The 24,268-nt window shown below is 43.8% G+C and carries 18 protein-coding genes; 14 read left to right on the plus strand and 4 right to left on the minus strand.

The window, feature by feature from the left end; genetic code table 11:
* Positions 1-44 precede the first annotated feature (44 nt).
* Positions 45-1,454, minus strand: coding sequence for a two-component system sensor histidine kinase NtrB (locus JFC10_RS10635; RefSeq protein ID WP_198332796.1), 1,410 nt, complete (start codon positions 1,452-1,454; stop codon positions 45-47).
* 135 nt (positions 1,455-1,589) lie between these two features.
* Here JFC10_RS10635 and rimO point away from each other — a divergent pair, with 135 nt between their 5' ends.
* The 12 genes from rimO (at position 1,590) to JFC10_RS10695 (ending at position 17,077) form a co-directional block, all read left to right on the plus strand.
* Positions 1,590-3,188, plus strand: coding sequence for a 30S ribosomal protein S12 methylthiotransferase RimO (gene rimO / locus JFC10_RS10640; protein WP_198332797.1), 1,599 nt, complete (start codon positions 1,590-1,592; stop codon positions 3,186-3,188).
* A 209-nt stretch (positions 3,189-3,397) separates the two neighbouring features.
* Positions 3,398-4,123 carry a UMP kinase gene (gene pyrH / locus JFC10_RS10645; RefSeq protein WP_193013011.1) on the plus strand — a complete coding sequence of 242 codons (726 nt, stop codon included), beginning with the start codon at positions 3,398-3,400 and terminating at the stop codon, positions 4,121-4,123.
* 154 nt (positions 4,124-4,277) lie between these two features.
* Complete coding sequence (gene frr, locus JFC10_RS10650) at positions 4,278-4,832, plus strand: ribosome recycling factor (RefSeq protein WP_193013010.1); 555 nt, start codon at positions 4,278-4,280, stop codon at positions 4,830-4,832.
* A 289-nt stretch (positions 4,833-5,121) separates the two neighbouring features.
* Positions 5,122-5,880, plus strand: coding sequence for a polyprenyl diphosphate synthase (uppS, locus tag JFC10_RS10655; protein ID WP_193013009.1), 759 nt, complete (start codon positions 5,122-5,124; stop codon positions 5,878-5,880).
* 209 nt (positions 5,881-6,089) lie between these two features.
* Positions 6,090-6,899, plus strand: a complete 810-nt coding sequence (locus tag JFC10_RS10660; RefSeq protein WP_193013008.1) for a phosphatidate cytidylyltransferase — start codon at positions 6,090-6,092, stop codon at positions 6,897-6,899.
* A gap of 447 nt (positions 6,900-7,346) precedes the next feature.
* Complete coding sequence (gene ispC / locus JFC10_RS10665; RefSeq protein WP_198332798.1) at positions 7,347-8,555, plus strand: 1-deoxy-D-xylulose-5-phosphate reductoisomerase; 1,209 nt, start codon at positions 7,347-7,349, stop codon at positions 8,553-8,555.
* Between the two features lie 72 nt (positions 8,556-8,627).
* Positions 8,628-10,004 (plus strand): RIP metalloprotease RseP, encoded by a 1,377-nt coding sequence (gene rseP / locus JFC10_RS10670; protein ID WP_198332799.1) that lies wholly within the window; start codon positions 8,628-8,630, stop codon positions 10,002-10,004.
* A 262-nt stretch (positions 10,005-10,266) separates the two neighbouring features.
* Complete coding sequence (gene bamA / locus JFC10_RS10675; protein WP_198332800.1) at positions 10,267-12,690, plus strand: outer membrane protein assembly factor BamA; 2,424 nt, start codon at positions 10,267-10,269, stop codon at positions 12,688-12,690.
* A 146-nt stretch (positions 12,691-12,836) separates the two neighbouring features.
* Positions 12,837-13,853 (plus strand): UDP-3-O-(3-hydroxymyristoyl)glucosamine N-acyltransferase, encoded by a 1,017-nt coding sequence (gene lpxD, locus JFC10_RS10680; protein ID WP_198332801.1) that lies wholly within the window; start codon positions 12,837-12,839, stop codon positions 13,851-13,853.
* 109 nt (positions 13,854-13,962) lie between these two features.
* Positions 13,963-14,433 (plus strand): 3-hydroxyacyl-ACP dehydratase FabZ, encoded by a 471-nt coding sequence (gene fabZ, locus JFC10_RS10685; protein WP_226914639.1) that lies wholly within the window; start codon positions 13,963-13,965, stop codon positions 14,431-14,433.
* Between the two features lie 201 nt (positions 14,434-14,634).
* On the plus strand, positions 14,635-15,414 hold the full coding sequence (gene lpxA, locus JFC10_RS10690) for an acyl-ACP--UDP-N-acetylglucosamine O-acyltransferase (protein WP_193013002.1): 780 nt from the start codon (positions 14,635-14,637) through the stop codon (positions 15,412-15,414).
* Positions 15,415-15,724: 310 nt separating this feature from the next.
* A complete protein-coding gene (locus JFC10_RS10695) occupies positions 15,725-17,077 on the plus strand; it encodes a sodium-dependent transporter (RefSeq protein WP_193013001.1) in 1,353 nt (450 codons plus the stop codon).
* A 142-nt stretch (positions 17,078-17,219) separates the two neighbouring features.
* Here JFC10_RS10695 and tgt read toward each other — a convergent pair whose 3' ends face one another.
* Positions 17,220-18,371: a tRNA guanosine(34) transglycosylase Tgt gene (gene tgt, locus JFC10_RS10700; RefSeq protein ID WP_193013000.1), complete on the minus strand. Its 1,152-nt coding sequence runs from the start codon at positions 18,369-18,371 to the stop codon at positions 17,220-17,222.
* A 216-nt stretch (positions 18,372-18,587) separates the two neighbouring features.
* Here tgt and JFC10_RS10705 point away from each other — a divergent pair, with 216 nt between their 5' ends.
* Entirely contained in the window at positions 18,588-19,238 is a 651-nt protein-coding gene (locus JFC10_RS10705; RefSeq protein WP_198332802.1) for an SOUL family heme-binding protein, read from the plus strand.
* Positions 19,239-19,401: 163 nt separating this feature from the next.
* Here JFC10_RS10705 and asd read toward each other — a convergent pair whose 3' ends face one another.
* Entirely contained in the window at positions 19,402-20,535 is a 1,134-nt protein-coding gene (gene asd, locus JFC10_RS10710; protein ID WP_198332803.1) for an aspartate-semialdehyde dehydrogenase, read from the minus strand.
* A gap of 523 nt (positions 20,536-21,058) precedes the next feature.
* Between asd and JFC10_RS10715 the strand changes: the two genes are divergently transcribed.
* Positions 21,059-22,189, plus strand: coding sequence for an endonuclease/exonuclease/phosphatase family protein (locus JFC10_RS10715; protein ID WP_198332804.1), 1,131 nt, complete (start codon positions 21,059-21,061; stop codon positions 22,187-22,189).
* A gap of 560 nt (positions 22,190-22,749) precedes the next feature.
* Here the strand turns inward: JFC10_RS10715 and JFC10_RS10720 are convergent.
* Complete coding sequence (locus JFC10_RS10720; RefSeq protein ID WP_198332805.1) at positions 22,750-24,147, minus strand: peptidylprolyl isomerase; 1,398 nt, start codon at positions 24,145-24,147, stop codon at positions 22,750-22,752.
* Positions 24,148-24,268 lie beyond the last annotated feature (121 nt).

Genomic DNA, 24,268 nt, shown 5'->3' on the forward strand with positions numbered 1-24,268 from the left:
GCAAGTGATTCAGGGTTATTGTTTCATAGGTTGGTTCAAGGTTTTTAAGTATTGGGCGCTGGCTGATTGAAAGGCAAGTACAGCGTAAAACTGGTGTGTTGATGGTTATGGTCATTTTTAAGGCTGTCGTTCAGGCTTTTTGATTGCTGAGAACTCACATCAATCATACCACGGTGATGACTGATGATATCTTGCACGATAGACAATCCTAGCCCCGTCCCTGCGGCACGGCTGGTCACCATCGGGAAAAATATTTGCCCGATTAGTGCAGGATCGATGCCTGAGCCGTTATCGGTAATGTTGATTTGGAGGACTTGCTTGTGCTGTTGCCCAGCAATGGTATGTTGAAAAGCAATTCGGGTTTGAATATGCAGCGTAGGCTTATAACTGGTGCTGTCATTATTGCTCGTTTGTGAGGTGACAGGTTGTCGCGCTTTAGGCTCGGACAACTCTCTTTGCTGCAGCGTTTGCTCAAACTCCGTCATCGATTCACAGGCATTATTAATCAAATTTAAAAATACCTGTATCAGCTGATCTTTATCCGCGCATAACTCGGGCAATGACAAATCATAATCGCGCTGTAGGGTCACTTGTGGATATTGATTAACGACCAAAGATAAAACATGCTCCAGTGGCTCATGGATATTTAGCGTTTGCCAATTTGGTAATTGATTGGAGCCAAGGAATTTCCCGATAAGATGGGTTAGACGGTCCGTCTCTGAGATGATGATATCGGTATAATTACGCAGTTTTACAGCGGTTTTTTGTAGGTTTTGATCATTATTTAATATAGAGTTTGGATAGGCGGTAACAGCAGAAGGTTGATAGTTAGAAGTAGCCGTGTCACTGAATTTGATAAATTTTCGCTGTAATAATTGTGCAGCACCGCGGATACCAGCAAGCGGATTTTTAATTTCGTGAGCAACCGAGCGTAGCATATGACGGGCAACATTATATTGTTGCTGCTGGCGTTGCTCTTCTGAGATGCGACTTTGGCGATCCTTGCCCCACATCTCAATAATAAAATAAGGTTGCTGCTCATAAATGACAGGGGTCACGCTATAATCGACTGAGAATAATAAATTACCATTCAGTGGTGTGTTGATAAGGTGATCATGATCGATAAAGGGTTGTTGATATTGCTTTGCTTGCTGAAATCTTTCCTTCAAAGAGCAAGTTTGTTCATGGATGTCTGCACCACTACTTTTATCGACAGTTATATTGTTATCACTGTAATGCTTGCTATCGGCTGATTTCAATTCTTCGGATGCAAGCAGTGTCAATATAGACTGACCCAGTAAGCGGCCACTGCTAATAGCGAGGAGTTGTTCGGCTTGGGCATTTAGCCAAGTGATAGATAAGTCATCATTGATCCATAAAATAGCTGTGAACAAATGCTGTGACATAAATGCTAAGTCAGGTGTTGGTTTTGTAGGTATCAAATGGGTTGTCATGGCTATTGCCTAGAATAAAAGAATATGCGATATAATATTTAACCATAAATCAACACTATAGAGAGGCAAAACTGGCGATTTTTGCAAAAAAAACGTACAATGCGCATAGCCAATTTATCTCTAGCAAGGTCAGCCATGCCCAACACTTCTACCGAGTCGGTTAATACGACTGTTACTACCTCACCGTCAACTTCTACGCCAACAGATTCTATGTTAAAAGACACTGCCACCGTTTTTAATCCTGCCAATCCAAATATAGCGCAAGATAATCAGGCAGATGTCAGTCAAGTAAACACTGCCCAACCTTACCATCATAAAGCCAATCACAATCAAAACCGCAGCATTGAGCAAAGCAGCGATGCAACGTTAGCGACTATTAATGCGCCAGTGAACTCAGCACCAAAGATTGGGTTTGTGTCACTAGGTTGCCCAAAAGCGCTGGTAGATAGTGAGCGCATTATCACGGAACTCAGCCGTGATGGTTATCAGGTCGCCAGTGATTATGAGGGCGCAGACCTAGTCGTGGTCAATACCTGCGGTTTTATTGAATCCGCGGTACAAGAGTCGCTTGATGCCATCGGCGAAGCGATTAGCAAAAACGGTAAAGTGATCGTCACAGGTTGCTTGGGCAAAGAAGCGGACAAAATCCGTGAAATGCATCCAGCCGTGTTAGCCGTGACTGGCGCGCATGCGTATGACGAAGTGATCACGGCGGTGGCGCAGCATGTACCTAGACCCAACCGCAGTCTGGACGCCAACTATGATCCAAAAATAGATTTGATTAATGAGGCGGGTATCAAATTGACCCCAAGCCATTATGCTTATCTAAAAATATCAGAAGGTTGCAACCATCGTTGTACTTTTTGCATCATTCCAAGCTTACGTGGAGACTTGGTTTCACGTCCGATTGACAGTGTGATGAATGAAGCGCTGGCACTGAAAAATGCTGGCGTGAAAGAACTGCTTATTATCTCGCAAGATACTTCTGCTTATGGACTGGACTTAAAGTATAAGACCAGTTTTTGGAACGGTATGCCGCTGAAGTCGAAGTTTTATGACTTGTGCCAAGCCTTAAATGACTTAGGCATTTGGGTGCGCTTGCATTATGTCTATCCGTATCCGCATGTCGATAAAGTGGTTGAGCTAATGGGCGAGAAGAAGCTATTGCCTTATCTCGACATTCCGTTTCAACATGCCAGCCATCGCATCCTAAAAGCGATGAAACGCCCAGCGCATAGCGAAAACACCTTAGCGCGTATTAAAGCGTGGCGTGAGATTTGCCCTGATATCGTTATTCGTTCAACCTTCGTTGTGGGCTTCCCTGGTGAGACCGAAGAAGATTTCCAATGCTTGCTTGATTGGTTAGTAGAAGCTCGCCTTGATCGTGTTGGTGCGTTTACCTATTCAGAAGTCGAAGGTGCAGTGGCTAATGATCTGCCAAATCATGTGCCAGAAGAGATTAAGCAAGAGCGCTATGAGCGTTTGATGACGCTACAACAAGACATCTCAGCGCAAAAGCTACAAGAGAAAGTTGGTAAAACTTTGATGGTATTGGTCGATGAAATCGATAGTGAAGAGGGCATTGCGATTTGCCGTAGCTACGCTGACGCACCAGAGATTGACGGTCACGTCTACGTTGATGAGATTACCACTCAAGTTAAAGTCGGGCAATTCTTAACGGTCACTATTGACGACGCTAGCGAGTATGATTTGTTTGCCAGTTACAAAGGCTAAGCAGTCACTGTAATAGGCGCATGAAAATTGCCCAATCGCGGGCAGTTTTTGCTACAATTAGCGCAATTTAGCCTTTTTACACGTTTGTCATTAGTTGCGGTGTTTCTTATAGCACCTCGGTGATGACACTTCGGGTAAATTCGAAGGCAAACTCTATTTGTGTTTTACCGATCATTTTAATTATAATTTAATGCTAACAAGGTGACCTCATGTCTGACAAAAACCCGCGTTACTCTCGTATCTTGTTGAAACTCTCTGGTGAAGCCTTAGCTGGTGGCAAAGAGATGGGGATTGATACCGAAGTGCTCGATAAGATGAGCTTGTCTATCGCCCATTTACGCGGTCTTGGCGTTCAAGTGGGTATCGTGGTCGGCGGCGGTAACTTATATCGCGGCGCGCAGTTGCAACAAGAAGGCCTAGTCGGCCGCGTCACAGGCGATCAGATGGGTATGCTGGCAACGGTCATGAACGGTCTTGCCATGCGTGATGCGCTTGAGCGCCGTAATATCAAAACCCGCTTGATGTCAGCCTTGCCGATAGGCGAGGTGACCGAAAGCTATAGCAGTCGCAATGCCATTCGCTATCTCAAAAATGGCGAAGTATGTATCTTTGTTGCTGGTACGGGCAATCCTTTCTTTACCACCGATACGGCTGCTTGCTTACGTGGTATCGAAATCGAAGCGGGCTTAATTCTAAAAGCCACCAAAGTTGATGGCGTTTATGACAAAGACCCAAGCTTACATGACGACGCGGTCAAGTACGACGGTTTGACCTTTGATGAAGTGTTAGAGCAAAAGCTTGGCGTTATGGATTTAACCGCCATTGCCTTATGCCGTGAGCACAACGTGCCGCTACAAGTGTTTGATATGACCAAGCCTAATGCGTTATTAAACGTCATCATGGGCGAAAATGAAGGCACACGCGTTTATCACTGATTTGCCTGAATACCCTGAATATTAATATGAGAATGCCAGTCATTAAAATTAGGCCAGTTGCTAACAACTGCCAGTCGTTAATAATTAGTAGTGAACACCCGTATATTTACTAACAAATGAATGATTTATCGACAGCGATAAATAAGGATATCTAATGATCAAAGAGATTAAGCAAGACGGCGAAGCGCGTATGCAAAAAACCTTGGAAGCGCTTGAAAGCACCTTTAGTAAAGTCCGTACAGGTCGTGCGCATCCAGGTATGCTATCAGGTGTGATGGTCAGCTATTATGGCTCTGATACCCCGCTTAACCAAGTGGCTAGTGTCAACGTTGAAGACTCACGTACGCTGATGGTTCAGCCGTTTGACCGTACCATGGTACAAGCGATTGACAAAGCCATTCGCGAAGCAGATTTGGGTCTCAACCCAGTGACTGCTGATGTGATTCGTGTGCCGATGCCTGCATTGACAGAAGAAACACGTCGTGACATGCAAAAACTTGCGCGTGGAGAAGCAGAAAGTAGCCGTGTTTCTATCCGTAATATTCGCCGTGATATGATGAATGACATCAAAGAATTGGCAAAAGAAAAAGAGATCTCAGAAGACGACGAACGCCGTGCCAGTGACGAGATTCAAAAAATCACTGACAAGTATATCGAGACGATTGATAGTCGTTTGAGCAAAAAAGAAACCGATTTGATGGACGTTTAAAACACTGGTTTTTTGATCGTGTAAGACAAAAAACCGTTACGTCATATCCTTATAATAAGCAGCCAATCTGTCAGTACTATTGGCTGCTTATTATTGTGTAGATGGTACCGATAATAGTGTCAATGTTATATTAATCGGATACGGTCTGTATTTTATAAGCGCTATCTTGCAAACTAAATAACGCCTATAGACGGGTTTATGATAAGTTTGTGAATTGTGGTTATGATGCTTTCTAATCGCTATCGCACCCGTTATTATTATTTTACCTTAACAATAAGCACTTTCGCCTATGTCCACTTCAGCCGTTTTGGCTCCTGATCTTCTTCCACGCCATATCGCTATCATCATGGATGGCAATAATCGTTATGGTAAAGCCAATGATTTGGGCAAAGGCCAAGGGCATGTGGCTGGCAAAGATGCACTCGATCCTATCGTCGAGTATTGCGTTAATACGGGTATCGAAGTATTAACGGTATTTGCATTTTCTAGTGAGAATTGGCAACGCCCGCCCAGTGAGGTGGCGCTACTCATGCAACTGTTAACCTCAACCATTCATGAGCAAATACCACGCATGAATGAGTATCGTATTCGTCTGCGTTTTATTGGTGACCGCAGTCAGCTGAGTGATGATTTGCAAGCATTAATGGCGGACGCTGAAGCAAAAACAGCAGACTTTGAAGCCATGACTCTGGTCATCGCTATCAGTTATGGTGGGCAATGGGATATTGCCCATGCAGCAAAACAGCTGGCGCAGCAAGTAGAGGCTGGTCAGTTACGTGCTGATGATATTAATAAAGAATTGCTCGGTAACTATGTGCAATTAGCAGATGCACCAGCAGTAGATATGCTGATACGCACGGGCGGTGAGTACCGAATCTCTAACTTTTTATTGTGGCAGTCAGCCTATGCCGAGCTATTTTTTACCCAGACATTATGGCCGAATTTTGCAGCCGATGAGCTGGCAGCAATGGTAACAGAGTTCGCTCAGCGGCAGCGCCGTTTTGGTAAAACCAGTGAGCAGATAGTGATAGAGCAAGCCTGTCGTTAATACGTTCATTGTGTTAAGTGTTTGCCGATTATTTTGTAAAGGGAAGAGCTCTTACAAAGCCGCTATCGTATAAGTAGTTAATATTGCTTGTTTGTGAAATAATAAACCGCATTAATGAGTGTCAATTGCTATTAATAGGCTATTGTAGATTAGCTGCTATAATGCACTTTTTGACCATGCGTTTTTCATTATTATAAGGCTCAATAATTATGTGGCAACGAATTAAGACGGCAGTTGTTCTCGTTATTATCGTTGGTATTGCAATGTTTGCGAGCCAAACCCCTATTTTATTTGCACCGCTGTTAGCGATTGGTGTCATTATCGCCGCTCATGAATGGACTAAGCTGATGCCTAAGTGGCGTCAGCCTGCGCTGTTTGTGCTATTGGTTTTGGTATTGACCCTAGTATCACTCATGTTTAAAGTGACATGGCTGTTTTGGTGGGTGGCTTCACTGGCTATATGGCTAATGGCGCTGTCTTGGGTGCGAGTTTTCCCGACTCATACCAACTGGTATGGTAAAAAATTGGCATTGATGGGTGCGGTGATATTGACCGCATCGATTACGGCTATGTTTTATTTGTGGCAACTGTCGGCATGGTGGTTGCTCTATGTGTTCCTATTGGTCTGGTGCGCAGATAGTGGCGCTTATTTTGTGGGGCGTAAGTTTGGTCGTCGCAAAATGGCACCAAATGTCTCACCCAATAAAAGCATGGAGGGGCTGGCCGGTGGCCTTGTCACGGGTTTGCTCGTGGTCATTGCCATCAGTGTGTTTAAGCTACAACTGACTGGTGTGCCGTTAGTCGCATTTGTAGGACTATCAGCGTTGACCATTTTAGCATCGGTACTTGGTGATTTATTTGAGTCTATGCTTAAGCGCCGTGCTGATGTCAAAGACTCAGGTACTATTTTGCCAGGGCATGGCGGAGTGCTTGACCGTATCGACTCGCTGCTATCTGCCACACCGATATTTGCGCTTGGGTTTTGGGCGATACAGCAGTTAGGTTTGATAGTGGTTTAGGACTGAAAAAATGATTCATATATTAAGGTCTGTTGAACATTCAAATATTAGGGCTGCTGATCGCTAAAATCGCACCAAACTAGGTGTAAATCGACGATAATGTCGAGACATTAGCTAGGTTTGCAACAACGTTTGGAGGGGTTTTAGCATCAGCCTTTCAGGGCAGGACTATTTTTTGCTAATACATGGCGAAATTGTCTAACCTAGAATGACTAGGCATCAAAAATTTCACTGCGTATTGTCTAAAAAATAGCCTCTGCCAGTACCATATTTGAATGTCAACAGACCCTAATTGCAGTAGTTAAGATGAATGACTAATTTGAGTAAGTATTTTACTCTGATTGATCGCTGCTTATAGTCAATACACTTGATATCGTTCACCTCTTATTTATCAGACGTTTTATCGATTTCTTATTTAATTTTTTAGAGTATCATTTACAGGCACCGATGGTTATGACGCAACGCATCGCCGTACTAGGCGCGACAGGTTCGATTGGCGATAGCACGTTAGCAATATTAGCGGCGCAACCACAGCTTTACACCGTCTACGCTCTGTCAGGCTATCACCGTTTAGACAAACTATTTGCACTCTGCCAGCAGTTTTTGCCCAAACGCGTTAGCGTACCGACCGCTGCAGTCGATGATTTTGCCCAGCGACTCCGTGCAGCAGGTCTTGATATCGATGTGGTAGGCGGCGAAGCAGGGCTGGTCGACATAGCCACTGATTCACAAACTGATACTGTCGTTGCTGCCATCGTAGGCGCGGCAGGACTGCCTTCTACCTTAGCAGCAGCACGCGCAGGTAAGCGTATTTTGCTCGCCAATAAAGAAGCGCTGGTGATGGCAGGGCAGGTAATGATCAATGCGGTCAAAACAAACAATGCTACTTTGCTACCGCTTGACTCTGAGCACAACGCTATTTTTCAGTGTTTACCACTGGCTATTCAGCAGGATAATACCCAAATTCATCAGCCAAATCACGGCGTGCGCAAGCTATGGTTAACGGCCTCTGGTGGACCATTTTTGCAAAAATCGTTTGAGCAGATGCAGCAAGCGAGCGTCGCTGAAGCGGTCAAACATCCAAATTGGTCAATGGGTCAAAAGATATCCGTCGATTCAGCAACGATGATGAATAAGGGTTTAGAGTTAATCGAGGCTTGCCATTTATTTGATTTGTCTGAAGATAAAATAAATGTGGTCATTCATCCACAAAGTATCATTCACTCAATGGTAGAATATAGCGATGGTAGCTTTTTAGCGCAGCTTGGCAGTCCAGATATGAAAACGCCCATTGCCCATGCGCTCAGTTACCCTGACCGTATCGATAGCGGCTCGCAGCCACTGGATTTATATGCGCTCAGCGGCTTGGAGTTTATTGAGCCTGATTTGCAAAAATTTGCGTGTTTGCGTTTGGCAAGACAGGCGATGCAAGCAGGCACGCAAGCGACGATTGTTTTAAATGCGGCCAACGAAATTGCCGTGGCGGCGTTTTTGGCTGGGAAAATTCGCCTGACTGACATTGCTGATATCAACGAACAGGCTTTGAATGACATACAGCTGCCACCGTTAAACGAAATGGCTGACATAGAAGATATTCTAGCAATTGATAAAATAGCGCGTCACCTTACGGACAAACTTGTGGCAAAGTTGATGTAAATGTATCAACAGCTGCGTCGTTAAAAAATGATGTTAATAAAAGATGCTAAGAAACCATACTGAGAAAAGATCATGACGTTTTTATTAACGCTCCTTGCGGCAATATTTGTCTTAGGTCCGCTCATTGCCTTACATGAGTGGGGACACTATATCGTCGCTCGTCTTTGCGGCGTTAAAGTATTGACCTATTCTATTGGTTTTGGTCCCAAACTCTTTGGCTGGACGAGCAAAAAAAGCGGTATTGATTATCGTATTTCGGCCCTGCCACTTGGTGGTTATGTCAAAATGCTCGATGAGCGTGAAGGCGAGGTAGCAAAAGCTGAGCAACATCTGGCATTTAATCGTCAGCATCCGCTCAAAAAGATTGCGATTGTTGCGGCTGGCCCTATCATGAATTTTGTCATTGCTATTGCGCTGTTTTGGGTGTTGTTTATGACGCCATCGGAGCAGCTGGCGACCAAGATTGGGCAGGTATTACCTGATACGCCTGCTGCCATGGCACAGCTGCCAGTTGGCGACAAAATCGTTGCGATTGACGGTCATGAGGTACAAACGTGGGAAGGCATCAACTATCGCCTTGCTGGACGGATGGGTGAGACAGATAATGTTAGTATTACTTTGCAATCAGAGACACAAGCTGATAATGCGATCAAAACTTATCAAGCGCCCGTAACTCAGTTTATGCAAGGCAGCGCGCAAGGTAAAGATGCGTTAACCAGCTTTGGTATGCTGCCATGGCAACCAGATATTGCACCGATAGTAGGTGATTTGACCCCTGATGGTGCCGCCAGTCGCCAAGGTCTAAAAGTAGGCGATCGTATTATTGCTATCAATGATCAACAAATTAAAGATTGGATCAGTGCCACTCGTATCATCCGCGATAGTCCTGAAACCCTGCTTAATTTCACGGTATTGCGTGATGGTAATCCCGTTCAGCTTCAGATTATGCCGCAAGGCAAAAAAGACAATTTGGGTAACGATTATGGGCAAATTGGTGCTATGGTGGCACAGTCCGAAATAGTTATTCCTGACGCTTATAAGACTACCGTGGTTTATGGCCCTGGTGAGTCACTGGTAAAGTCATTTGAAAAGACAGAACAGTTAGCCGTCATGACGGTAAGCTCGATGGGCAAGATGCTGTCTGGCATGATTGGTTTGGACAATTTGTCAGGGCCGATTACAATCGCCAAAGTGGCCAAACAGAGTTTTGATATTAGTTGGCAGATGGTATTATCGACGGCAGCTTTGATTAGTTTGAGTCTTGCTGTACTAAATCTTTTGCCCATTCCTGTATTGGATGGCGGTCATATTGTATATTATCTTATTGAATTGATTCGTGGTAAGCCACTCTCAGAAGGGGTGCAAATGATTGGACTAAATATCGGTTTACTCTTGCTGGCAGGTTTCATGGTGTTAGCAATTGGTAATGATATCAGTCGGCTGTTTTGACTATTGAATCGCTAATATGATCGATAAGGCACGAGATACTAATGGTTTTACGCCTATCATGGACTGATTATTGCCATAATAGGTAGCATGCTTTGTATCTTGGCCTCTGTACTAATCGTAATTTTTAGTTTATTTTGTGATGCATTTTATATAAAGTGTTCTGAGTCTCCCGCGTGTGAGCTTAAATTTCATGCGAAATGGGCTAGACAATATGGGCTTTTTAACTTAACTTAAGCAAGTTTTTTATTGACGGATAGTGTTTATGCGTACGCCTTTATTTATGAGCGCGGCAGGGTTGCCGTTAGTTGTAGCGATGATGAGTATGCCAGTGCAGGCTGCAGAATTTGTAGTCACTGACATCGGTTTCAATGGTTTGCAACGTCTAACCCCCGATAGCCTCTATCCGGTTCTGCCTATTTCGGTAGGGGATACGGTGAATGACAGTAGTTTGGCAGCCAGTATTAAGGCGCTCTATGCGACCGAAAATTTTGCTGATATTCAAAGCCGTGTCGAAGGTGGACAGCTACGGTTTGATGTCGTTGAGCGCCCAACGATTGCTGAAGTCAATTTTGAGGGCAATAAGCTCATTCCAAAAGAAGGGCTAGAGCAAGGGCTAGACAATGCTGGTCTGTCTGTCGGTAATGTGCTGAAACAAGCCACGCTACAAGGCGTCGCCAATGAACTACAGCAGCAATATATCAGCCAAGGCTATTACAACAGCAATATCGAGGTTGATCAAACGTTACTTGATGGCAATCGCGTCAAGCTCGATGTGCGTTTTGTTGAAGGCAAACCTGCCAAAGTGGTCGATATTAATATCATTGGCAATAAACACTTCAGTGATGAAGAAATCAAAGACGTTTTCGCGGTAAAAGAGTCCTCTTGGACACGTCTGCTGTCAAAGTCTGATCGTTATGCCAAAGAAAAGCTGGCCGCCAGTCTAGAAAATCTAAAAGCACTTTATCAAAACGATGGTTATGTGCGTTTTGCAGTAGATAATGCGGTGCTCAATATCAGTGAAGATAAGAGCAGTGTGTTTATCGAGGTAAGCTTGAGCGAAGGCGAACAATACCAGTTTGGCGAAGTGAATTTCTTAGGCAAGCCGACTTTTGAGAATAATGAGCTAAAAGAGTTGGTGACTTTTGCACCCAATGAAAAATACTCGCAAGCCAAGCTAGATGAAACCACCGCGGCACTTAAGAGTCGTTATGGTAATGAAGGCTATTATTTGGCACAGGTTAGACCAGTGCCACGTATCAATGATGATACCAAAGTAGTGGATGTCGACTATTTCATCGACCCTGCACGTCCTATTTACGTCCGTCGTATCAACTTTACTGGTAACATCAAAACTCAAGATGAAGTACTGCGCCGTGAGATGCGTCAATTAGAAGGCGCATTGGCGACTAGTGACAAAATCCAGTTGTCACGCACACGTCTGATGCGTACTGGCTTTTTTAAAGCCGTCAACGTTGATGTGAAACCAGTACCGAACCAGCCAGACCAAGTAGATATTAACTATACGGTTGAAGAACAGCCTTCTGGTAGTTCAACGATTGCGGCGGGTTACTCGCAAAGCGGCGGTGTGACTTTCCAGTTAGATCTAACACAAAATAACTTTATGGGTACGGGTAACCGTGTGAAAGCGGCATTATCGCGCTCAGAAACCCGTGATTCTTATAGCTTGGGTTATACCGATCCGTACTTTACCGAGAATGGCGTCTCACAAGGTCTTAGTGCCTATTATCGTGAAACGAAATACGATGATAGAAACGTCAGTAACTATGTCACCGATTCTTATGGTGCCACGCTCAACTATAGCTATCCTGTTGATGAAACCAAGCGCGTGAGTGCGGGTTTGAACGTCGATAATACCTCAGTCCGAGGCGGTCGCTTCTTAGGTGTATCAAACGTACAGCAAATTATTGACGATGGCGGCACGTTTGAAAACTTTGTCAATGATGAAAATGAGGCTTCTGGACGTACAGGCTTCAAAAATGATTACAATACTTATAACCTGCTATTTGGCTGGGACTATAGTACTTTAGATCGCCCAGTGTTCCCGACCAAAGGCATGAGCCATACGGTCGATGGGACCATTGGTTTAGGTGATGCCAGTTATCAAAAACTCGTTTATCGCGGCAATATCTATTATCCTTTCTACAAAGACTGGGTCGCACGTGGTTATACCAAGCTTGGTTATGGTAACGATTTGCCATTTTATGAAAACTTCTACGCTGGGGGCTATGGCTCTGTACGTGGTTATGAAGCCTCAACACTTGGGCCAAAATCACAAACGTATTATGATGCCATAAATGATGACGTGCGTTACAAAGACGAAGATATCGGTGGTAATGCGCTAGTCAGCTTCGGTAGTGAGCTAATATTGCCAATGCCGTTTAAGGGTGATTGGGCGGATCAAGTGCGTCCAGTATTGTTCGCTGAAGGTGGTCAAGTATTTGATACTACCGATAAAGAAGATCGTACTTTTATCAATCCTAATGACGGTACTGATACGGGTGTGCCCCTGCTGACACAAGATAATAGTATGCGCTTTAGTGCGGGTGCAGGTATAACATGGTATACACCAATTGGTCCAATTTCACTAAGTTATGCTATACCTATTGGTGATAAAGAAGGCGATGAAACTGAAAAAGTTCAGTTCCAGATTGGTAATACGTTCTAACTTAGCATGATTGTTTGCGTTCATCTCATTCCCGATAGCAGTTACTTAGATGAACGTAGCATCTGTTAAATATCAGTAGATCGCCAAGGTGATTGTTCAGCTTGGCGATTGTCTTATTCATAATAATAGTCATAATAATAGTCACTATGATAACGATTGAGCAACTTATCACTCGGATTGAGCAGCGTCAGCCTATTACCAATAAGGCTGAAATTAACGCTGAACAGTTACGTCAAAAATTCAGCAGTATTGGTAGCTTGGCCACGGCTGATCATAATCAGCTAAGTTTTTTGGCTGATCCCCATTATATTTCTAGTCTGGCAATAAGTAACGCAGGGGCTGTATTGGTCACTGCAGAATATCGCGACCAAGTGCCCGCCACAGCGATAGCATTAGTTGTTGCAAGCCCATACTTAGCTTATGCTGGTGCCAGCCAGTTGTTTGCTCGTGAGTCACTGTCTGGTGGCATTCACCCTAGTGCTGTAATTGCTGAGAGTGCAGTCATCGGTGAGCAGGTGAATATCGGAGCTTTTTGTGTGATCGCTGATTATGTACAAATTGGTGCGCGTAGCTCACTTGCTGCACATGTAGTGATCGACGCAAATACGACTATTGGTACTGATGGCGTCATTAAATCACAAGTGGTGATCGGGCATGATTGTGTCATCGGTGACCATGTGAGGTTACACGCAGGTGTGAGTGTGGGTGCAGAAGGTTTTGGTTTTGCACCAACCAAAGATCCTAGCGCCACTGGCTGGGAGCGTATTGCTCAGTTAGGACGGGTAGTGATAGGCAACCATGTACGAATTGGTAGTCAAACTTGCATTGACCGAGGAGCCATCGATGATACGGTCATTGGCAATCACGTTATTATTGATAATTTGGTACAAATTGCTCATAACGTGCGTATCGGTGATGGCACGGCCATCGCTGCCCAAACGGGTATCGCAGGCAGTACTAGTATAGGCAAGCGCTGTATTATTGGCGGTGCGGTCGGTATCACGGGTCATATCGAGATTACCGATGATGTCACTTTATCTGGGATGACCATGGTAACCAAATCTATCAAAAACGCCGGTTCATACTCATCTGGAACGGCTGCGATGCCGACAGCTAACTGGCGACGGGCAGCTGTACGCTTTCGCCAGCTTGGGCGTGATTAGCGCAAATATCAATCCATATACAAACACAGTAAAATCATAGCGATTTAAAACATAGCAAGGAAGCACCATTATGAGCGGCACCGATATCGATATTTTAAATGACAAAGAAATGAAAAGCTTAGCTGAACAAGGTCTTACGCTGCCATTAACTTACCATACTTTAAAGCATTATTTGCCACACCGTTATCCTTTCTTATTGGTCGACAGGATTATTGATTGCACACCTGGTGAGTGCATTACGGGTATTAAGAATGTGACGATCAATGAAGAATTCTTCAATGGTCATTTTCCTGATGAGCCGATTATGCCAGGGGTACTCATGGTTGAGTGCATGGCTCAGGTTTCAGGTGTGCTCGGATTTATTAGTGCCGGTCTAACCGCAGAAGATGGTTATTTATATCTGTTTGCAGGTGTTGATAAAGTTCGTTTTAAGCGTCGAGTGATTCCTGGTGATCAGCTGACTATTCGTGCCAAAACAGTGATGCAGAAGCGTGGTATTTATAAATTTGACTGCACTGTACATGTTGATGATGAGTTAGCCGCCAGTGCACAAATAATGATTGCCCGCCAAGAGCAATAACGTTTATTAATCGCCATTATCTCCGTAGTTGACCTAAATCTTTAAAGAAAGTATCTAAAGAATTAGGTCAAAATGGGTCATAAGCATTATAATTGACCCTCGTATTTAACAGCAGAGCCATGCTTAGGTTTTTTCATAAAACTAAATTGGCTGTATTTGTTTTACCATTTACTCGCATCAGATCATACAAAGGCCCACATTATGAGTCAGATCCATCCAACAGCACTCATCTCACCGTCCGCCCAGATTGATGAGACTGCTATCATTGGTCCGTATTGTATCGTCGGTGATGAGGTAACGATTGGCGCTCACACGGTTTTGCATCGCCATGTAGTTGTCACCAAATTGACGCGTATTGGTCAACACAATGAGTTTTATCAGTTTGCGAGCATTGGCGAGGATCCTCAGGATTTAAAGTATGCTGGTGAGCGTACGTGGCTTGAGATTGGCGATCATAATACCATTCGAGAAGCCTGTAGCTTACACCGAGGCACCGCACAAGATAGTGAGATAACTAAAATAGGCAGCCATAATCTTCTGATGGTTAACACTCATGTGGCTCATGACTGTGTGATTGGCGATCATAATGTATTGGCTAATAATGTTGGCGTTGCAGGTCATGTGACTATCGGTAACCACACGATCATTGGTGGTAATTCAGGTATCCATCAGTTTTGTACTGTCGATGATTATAGCTTGATTGGTGGCGCGAGTCTGATCCTAAAAGATGTAGCTGCTTTTACGATGGTATCTGGTAATCCAGCAACGACTCATGGTCTCAATGTGGAGGGAATGCGCCGCAAAGACTGGTCAAAAGAGACTATTGATGTGTTGCGCCAAGCTTATCGTACGATTTTTAGATCCGGTTTGACGACCGTGCAAGCGCTTGAAATTTTGAATAATGAGCTGCTACCAAAAGAGCCAAAAATCCAATTGCTCATTGACTCACTACAAAAAAGTCGCCGTGGTGTGGTGCGCTAAAACTGTGGTTAGTGTTTGCTGAAAAATATATTGGGTAAAACTATTTTAATCGACCAAACTCTTGTTAGTTATACATAAAATGACTAAAAGTCATAACTAATTGTTATGGCTTTTTATGTTTATGAGCGCTTGACTTTTTTGGTGGCTTAGCAGAAACTGAGCCTTTACGATATTGTAAACAATTCTTTCTTAATGTTGCTGGATGCCTCACATTGAGGCGTTTATTGAATAGCCCGATATTTTGAATGGCTATTTATGATAATCAAGGAAGATTATCAGTGATATTAATTGAAGCACGAGGACGGAAAAAATGGCTATTAATAAACAAGAACATGCACAGTGGAGCTCAAGTTTTGGCTTCGTATTGGCAGCGGTTGGTTCAGCAGTTGGTTTGGGAAACATATGGAAGTTTCCCTATATGGTCGGTGAAAGTGGTGGTTCAGCTTTCGTTATCGCTTATTTATTCTGTATCGCGCTGGTAGGTTTTCCGATTCTAGTCGCTGAATGGCTGATTGGTCGCCGTGGACAAAAGAACCCAGTCAACACGTTTGCGGATGTTGCAGCAAGTGAAGGTAAGTCGCGCAATTGGGGCATTGTTGGCGCGTCAGGTATTTTAGGTGGTTTCTTAATCCTATCGTTTTATAGTGTGATTGGCGGTTGGGCACTCAACTATATTACTAAAGCAGGTACAGGCAGTTTTATTGGTCAAGACAGTGATTCTATTGCTGCGACCTTTGATGCTATGTTAGCTTCAGCAGGTACGTTGACGATTTGGCATACCGTGTTTATGGCTATTACTGCTTTGATTGTCGGTATTGGTGTGACCAAAGGTATCGAGACCACGGCCAAAGTTTTAATGCCATTACTAGGCGTGATTTTGTTCGTCATCGTTGGTTATAACGTGATAAATGGTGGTTTTGGCGAAGCAGTAGCCTATCTATTCACACCCGATCTTAGCAAGTTGACTGCGGATGTGATGCTTGCAGCATTGGGTCATGCCTTCTTCACCCTATCTATTGGTATGGGTATCATGATTGCTTATGGCTCATATTTGGGTCGTGAAGTGAACTTACTAAAAACCGCCCGTACCGTTGTGATTTTAGATACGGTTATTGCTTTGGCTGCTGGTCTAGCAATTTTCCCCATCATCTTTAGCAATGGTCTAGACCCTGCTTCAGGCCCTGGTCTTATCTTTGTCAGCTTACCGATTGCTTTTGGTAGCATGGGTGCTGGGACTATTATTGGTACGTTGTTCTTCTTACTTATTACTTTTGCTGCTATTACTTCATCAATCTCATTGCTTGAGCCAACGGTTGAGTTTTTAGAAGAGCGTACGCCAATGAGTCGTACGGTATCAACCATCGTTGCAAGTACGGTGATTTGGCTATTAGGCATCGCAGCACTACTATCATTTAACCTATGGTCTGACTTTACTATTATGGGTAATGGTATCTTTGATGCATTGGATAAAATTACGAGTAAGTTCCTTTTACCTTTAACAGGTCTTGCTGCAATTGTATTCGTTGGTTGGAAAATGGACCAACGCAGTATCCAGCAAGAGCTTAATCTGTCTAATGGTGAATGGCAATTATGGCAAATCGTTGCTAAGTTTGTAGCACCAGTTGCCGTTATCGTGGTATTTGTAACCTCGTTAATGGGCTAGTTTTGATTAAATAGTGTTGAGAGCATAATATTGATAGTGACGTAGATAATTTAAATCATTAGACAATAAAAGCAATACACTAAAAAGGGCTTAAGATAATTCTTAAGCCCTTTTTGTACGTGTAACAATTTCAAAAATATGATTAGCGTAGATTTAACTCAGGAACCGTTTGTCCACGTTTGTTATAAAATTCGCTCACAAACTCATCAAATTTGTCTTGCTCAATGGCGTCACGAATACCTTGCATCAGACGCTGATAATAGCGCAAGTTATGAATAGTCGCTAATTGAGCACCTAGCATCTCTTTACACTTATTAAGATGGTAGAGATAAGCACGGCTAAAGTTTTGGCAAGTATAGCAGTCACATTCAGGGTCTAATGGGCCTTCGTCATTGCGATACTGGCTATTACGGATACGTACCACACCAGCATTGTCCGTATCGCCTGTGACGAAGTAGTGACCATTACGGGCGTTACGCGTTGGCATGACGCAATCAAACATATCGACGCCACGACGCACCGCTTCAACAATGTCCTCAGGCTTACCCACACCCATCAGATAGCGCGGCTTGTCTGCTGGCATCGCATCTGGGATGTAGTCTAAGACATCCATCATCTCATCTTTTGGCTCACCAACTGATAGACCGCCGATAGCATAACCATCGAAGCCGATATTGAGCAACCCTTCAAGCGATTGCTGGCGCAAATCCGCATACATACTGCCTTGAATAATGCCAAATAATGCATTGGTGCTACCCAGTCTTTTATGCTCATCAACACAGCGCTGCCCCCAACGTAGTGACAACTCTAATGACTTTTTGGCTTCGTCATGAGTGGCAGGATAGGGCGTACACTCATCAAATTGCATGACGATGTCTGAGTTCAAGCTATACTGAATCTGCATAGATTTTTCTGGTGATAAAAACACCTTAGCGCCATCGATAGGAGATTTAAAGTCAACCCCTTCTTCGGTGATTTTACGCATTGCACCCAGACTGAATACTTGAAAGCCACCTGAATCGGTCAGGATAGGCTTATCCCAATGCATAAATTTATGCAAACCGCCGAATTTATCGATGACCTCAGTACCTGGACGCAACCATAAATGAAAAGTATTGCCTAACACGATATCAGCCCCAATGGCTTCAATATCACGTGGCAGCATACCCTTGACCGTACCATAAGTACCAACAGGCATAAATGCTGGCGTTTGTACGTCGCCATGATTGAGATGAACCGTACCACGGCGCGCGCGCGTTTCGCCGCTGGCCGTTTTATGTAAGACAAATTGCATATGATAACCGCTATGTAAGCTATGAAAATGGTGCTAATTATAGCATTGTTGGCAGTTTTTTTGGACATGGATGTTTATGAGACGCTGATATATCTGGCCAATGTTGCTTGGCTATAACCAAAAGATACAGACAGCGTTATCGAGTCATTGGTAAAGTATTAGCTGGTGAGGTAGCAAAAATCGCCAGACCTTGCTTTTAGATGCTGGAGACACGATATGAAAAAGGCAACCTACTTATTACTGAGTGGTTTACTACTAACATCAGGAGCAGCTATGGCTACCGAAGAGCCGAATTATACAGTATTGTCACAAATGGATGACTTTGAGCTGCGTCGTTATGACAAGCAGCTAGTGGCACAAACATGGGTGAGTGGTGACCAAGACTCAGCGAGTCGCGAAGGGTTTAAAGTGTTAGCCGACTATATATTTGGCAATAATACAGCGCCAACGGGCGGCAGTAGTAAAATTAGCATGACAGCACCTGTGACAATGCAGCCTGAAAATAAAAAAGGTGTTGATGAGTCACAAAAAATCGCGATGACAGCTCCAGTAAGTATGCAGCAAGACGATGGGAAGTGGCGTGTACAATTTACTATGCCCAGTAAATACACGATGCAAACACTGCCCAAACCCAACAATCCAAACATCACGATTACCGAGGTGCCAGCACAAACGTACGGTGTGATTAAGTTCTCAGGGTTAGCAGGCAGTAAAAAAGTAGCGACTAAAACGAAAGAGCTACAATCTTGGATGCAAACACAAAATTTGACTATAACGGGCACGCCTGAACTGGCACGTTATAATCCGCCTTGGACGCTGCCGTTTTTGCGCCGTAATGAAGTGATGATTGCTTATCAGCCAAAATAATACTAGCCTCAAAGCGTATGATTAGCGTTGTCAAATTTGCTAAGCTTACTATAGATAGTACTTGCACTCGTTTTCCGTACTATTCAAATTTTTGGAAGTGGTGTACCCATAAAAAAGACAGCATTTGCTGTCTTTTTTGTACTGATTTTTTAAGAAAATAAACTTAGTTTTTTTGCTCACGAATAATATTCAGCATACGACGTAATGGTTCAGCTGCGCCCCATAACAGTTGATCGCCAACGGTAAATGCGCCTAGATACTCAGGGCCCATATTGAGCTTACGCAAGCGACCTAGTGCGACTGTCAACGTACCAGTGACGGCTACGGGCGTTAAGCGATTCATGGTGGCTTCTTTGTCGTCTTCGACCAAGTCCAGCCATTCGTTGTCGCTATTTTTCAGAGCTGCTTCGATTTCCTCTAAAGGAATGTCTTTTTTGAGCTTGATGGTTAAGCCTTGAGCATGACAGCGCATCGCGCCCACGCGGACACACATACCGTCGATAGCAATCTTATCGGCTTCAGAATTACCAAGGATTTTATTGGTTTCAACACCACCTTTCCATTCTTCTTTTGACTGTTTGTTCTCTAGTTGAACATCAATATATGGGATTAAGCTACCAGCCAATGGCACACCAAAGTACTGTTTAGGAAAATCGTCTGAGCGTTGAGTTTGGGCGATTTTTTTATCAATCTCAAGGATGGCACTTGCAGGATCAGCCAATTCATCTTTGACCGCATCGTGTAGCACGCCCATGCCAGCGATTAATTCGCGCATGTTGTTAGCACCAGAACCACTAGCTGCCTGATAAGTCATGGCGCTGACCCATTCTACCCAGCCTTTATTAAACAGCTCACCAATCGCCATCAACATCAGTGACACGGTACAGTTACCACCGATAAAGTCTTTTTTGCCATTGGCTAGGGCGCTATCAATGACAGTGCGATTGACTGGATCAAGAATGATGATGCTGTCATCTTCCATTCGCAAGGTGCTTGCTGCATCAATCCAGTAGCCGTTCCACCCACTATCACGTAGCGGTTGATGGACTTGTGACGTGTAGTCGCCGCCTTGGCAGGTAATGATGACCTCACAAGCTGCTAGTGCGTCAATATCATGAGCATCTTTTAATTGGCCGGTCTGAATACCATCAAGGCTTGGTGCATCACCACCTGCGTTGCTAGTTGAGAAAAACACGGGTGTAATACCGTCAAAGTCTTTTTCCTCAGTCATGCGCTGTATTAATACTGAACCGACCATGCCGCGCCAGCCTACCAAGCCTACTGTTAAATTACTCATGAAACTCAATCCTTTTTACCATAAATTGTTGCATTGCCAGCCGATAACAATGCCGTGAATAGCCATAAAAAGCAAGGCGTTTTGGCTGTTTTTAGTGGTTTTTCATACACTATTAATGATGTTCAGTATAACTTTAAGTTATTAACCTAACGGCGATAGTGGCGATGCCTCACTCGCCACAAGTAGATATCCCTAAAAAATAAAATTCGTCCGTAGTCCTGTTTATGATGGGCGGATTAAAAGTGTAATATTTTATGGCGGTTAACGAATAATCCATAGTCATTAGTAGGCGATATGCTCCTGAAATGCTAAAGTAATCAGCTAATACCAAAACTACAAAGTACAATGAGCTGTGTCAAACTCGTTTAGCTTATGCGGTGTGGTACTTACACTTTTTTCTTGCGCCTTTAATTTTTGTCAATGTCATGACATCAGTTCAAACCATGCAAACCTTTATCATCCAATTAACAATAAGCAGAGTGATTGGTTTAATCATCCTCTTAATAGACGGCTAATACATACTATGGATCTCTCACTATTATATTACAGCATACAGTGGCTAGCAGGATTCATTGCATTTGTGACGATTTGGGGCTGGATACCACTGGATAATTGGTGGGTGCGCGGTGTGGAATTTCCGCGTATTCAGATCATGGTACTGGGTGTCATTGCTTGGATTGGTATGCTGATGTTTTGGTCAGAGTGGCAGCTAGGGCAGTGGCTATTATTTATTGTCTTAAGCATTACGTTGGCCTTTCAGCTGAGAATGATATTGCCGTATACCAAGCTATGGAAAAAAGAAGTCCAAAAGGCAAAAGATAAGCCAGAAGGACAGGCGTATCAACTAAAAATAATGGTATCAAACGTACTAACGCCAAATGATGACACCCAAAAATTGGTGGATTTGGTGAAGCAAAGACAGCCTGATATTTTAATTACGCTAGAAAGCGATGAAAAATGGGAAAAAGCGCTCCATCAAATCGAACCTGATTATCCTTACACCGTAAAAGTGCCACTAGACAATCTGTATGGGATGCATCTTTATTCTAAGCTTGAGTTGATTGATCCTGAAGTCAAGTACTTGATGATCGATGACATACCTTCTATTCATGCCCAGCTGCGTCTGCAAAGTGGTCGCGTGATTTGGTTGTATTGCTTGCATCCCATGCCGCCGAGTCCGACGGAAGCGGATAAATCTACCACCCGCGATGCTGAGCTATTGATGGTTGGCAAGCACATCAAAGAAAACGAGCAAACCGCGATATTGGCAGGCGATCTCAACGATGTGGCATGGTCAAAGACGACTCGACGTTTTCAACGTATATCAGGATTATTAGACCCGCGTATTGGTCGACATTTTATTAATACGTTCCATGTCAGCTATCCATTTTTACGCTGGGCGCTGGATCATATTTTCCATAGTGCTTGCTTTACAGTAGTAGATATTCGACGTATGCCTTCTATAGGCTCGGATCACTTTCCTGTTATGACGACTTTACAATACGAACCAGAAGCGGAGAGTAATCAAGAGAAAAATGCCCCTACTGCAGAATCGGAAGATATCAAAGAGACAGATAATACAATAGTAGAAGGCAAGAAAGAAGGCAAAAAAGTCTCACAGGAACATGCAGAGGAGCAGAGAAGTCTGGGTTAATAGCTTGCCAATGTCGTAATCATCGTATGATGCAATTTAAAAAAGGCTGTAAGCATATGCTTACGTTAAATAAGGTCTTTAGCCTCTAGTCGCATTAAACTGATTACCCTACAATACCACCATCAACACAAGGATACGCATGGATGCAGTGTTGAGACAGTATCAATAAAAGCACAGGTCAGCCCGCTGTCTTATAGGATACTGTTCATGACTTAGGATGAGTCAGCATGGAAGAAATAATAACAACAATATGAAGCGCCATAGCCCCGAACCAATCGCCCTAGGTTCGGGGCTTTTCTTTGTGTGTAATTTTCTTAATCTATACCATCTTATATCAGTCCAAAAAGCGAATAGTGATGTCAAATTTACTTGGCTTATAAAATAGATAATATTTATATTGATTTTATTCGGTATTCTTATGAGTGCTGCTACATATTTGAGATTACATTCCGATTATTTTTAAAGCCTAAATAAACGTCAATAAAAAAAGGTACATGCATTAGCATATACCCTTTTTTGACAAAGCATTATTATATTTGACTTATCGATGCCTACAGCAATTAGCCAAGTACTTGAATGTACGCACCTGCGCGTAGCTCTTGTAGCCAGTCTTCTTTGGCTTGCGGTGCTAAGCGCTGGTAAAGCGCTTGACGTGCCATGTTGCGGCGATATTGATCGCTAACATCTTGTTGGCGTTTGCCTTCGACTTTCAATATATGCCAGCCAAACTGGGTTTTGAAAGGAGCAGAGTAGTCACCAACTGCCGTGTTTTTCATCATGGCTTCGAATGGACCAATCATGTCTTCTTCGCTCACCCAATCAAGGTCGCCACCGCGGCCAGCTGAACCGGGATCATCTGAATAGGTCGATGCTAAACCAGAAAAATCAGCGCCGTTGCGTAGCTGCTCATACAAATCATTAATTTTTTGCTCAGCAAGTGCGTCTGTCTGTAATTCATCAACTTTTACCAATATGTGACGCGTATGCCACTGCGGTATCAGCATGGTATCGCTGGCTTTTTTGTCAGCAAGTTTAATGATGTCGATGCCTTCAGGTGTTATTAATGGTGCACTGACCGCGCCAACCTCAAGTTTGGTAATCTCACTTGAAAGCTCTGTAGGTAGAGAAGCGGCTTTATGAAAGCCCATATCACCACCTTGTAGCGGAATAGGATAGTTGCCTTGGCTGGCAGCGACCGCTTCAGCGACATCAACGTTTGGTGCCAGCAAGCGCGTACGCAAGGCTTCTGCTACCTTTAGCGCCTCATTGCGTTGGTCTTCTGATAGTCGGCTGTAATCATCTATGTAAGGCACTCGTACATGAATCGTTTGATATTCACTCTGGTTTAAGCGCTTGGCTTCAGGTGAGGCTAAAAATGCATCAATATCTTGTTCGCTAATGCGTACACGGCTACCGATTTGGCGCTGTTGTAAGGCTTGAATGGCTGCGTCTTCGATCAATTGCGCACGTAGCGCCGCATAGCTACCAGGTTTTGCTGCGTCTAAACGCTGCTGCAATGCTGAGATGCTAGTCAGTCCTTCTGCTTGCGCGATTTGCCCAAGGCGTTGATTGATAGTGGCTTCATCAGGGTTAAGGCCGACGCGCTTGACCATGGATAGCTGTAGCTCACGTAAGATGAGTGCATTTAATACTTCAGACTGTAGCTGTGCTGAGTTTGCAATAGGTTCTCCAGCCGCTTGTGCGCGTGCTTGAGCTTGCGTGATAGCATCGACCAACTCGCTCTTTAAGATAGCATTTTCATTGACTAAAGCAATGATACCGTCTGTGCTATTGGCTGGCGTCAAACGATTGACGTTATTCTGCGCAGCCGCGGTATTTGCTTGAGGCGCTTGTGCAGGTTTAACGGTGGCAGCTTGTGCACTCAATGTAAGCGCTAGGCTGGTACTCATAGATAGCAGTACAGCACGGCTGGTTTGACGTAAAGAAAAAAATCTCATGATGCTCCTCATCAATGTCATCGCATCGGATGGTAGTTGGTCAACGCTATCTAATGCTTTTAACAGTCAAATATTAAACAGCGTTGCCTATAATAGGGTTACAAACGGGGTTATGAAATAT

The sequence above is a fragment of the Psychrobacter aquimaris genome (assembly GCF_016107525.1).
GTDB lineage: Bacteria > Pseudomonadota > Gammaproteobacteria > Pseudomonadales > Moraxellaceae > Psychrobacter > Psychrobacter aquimaris.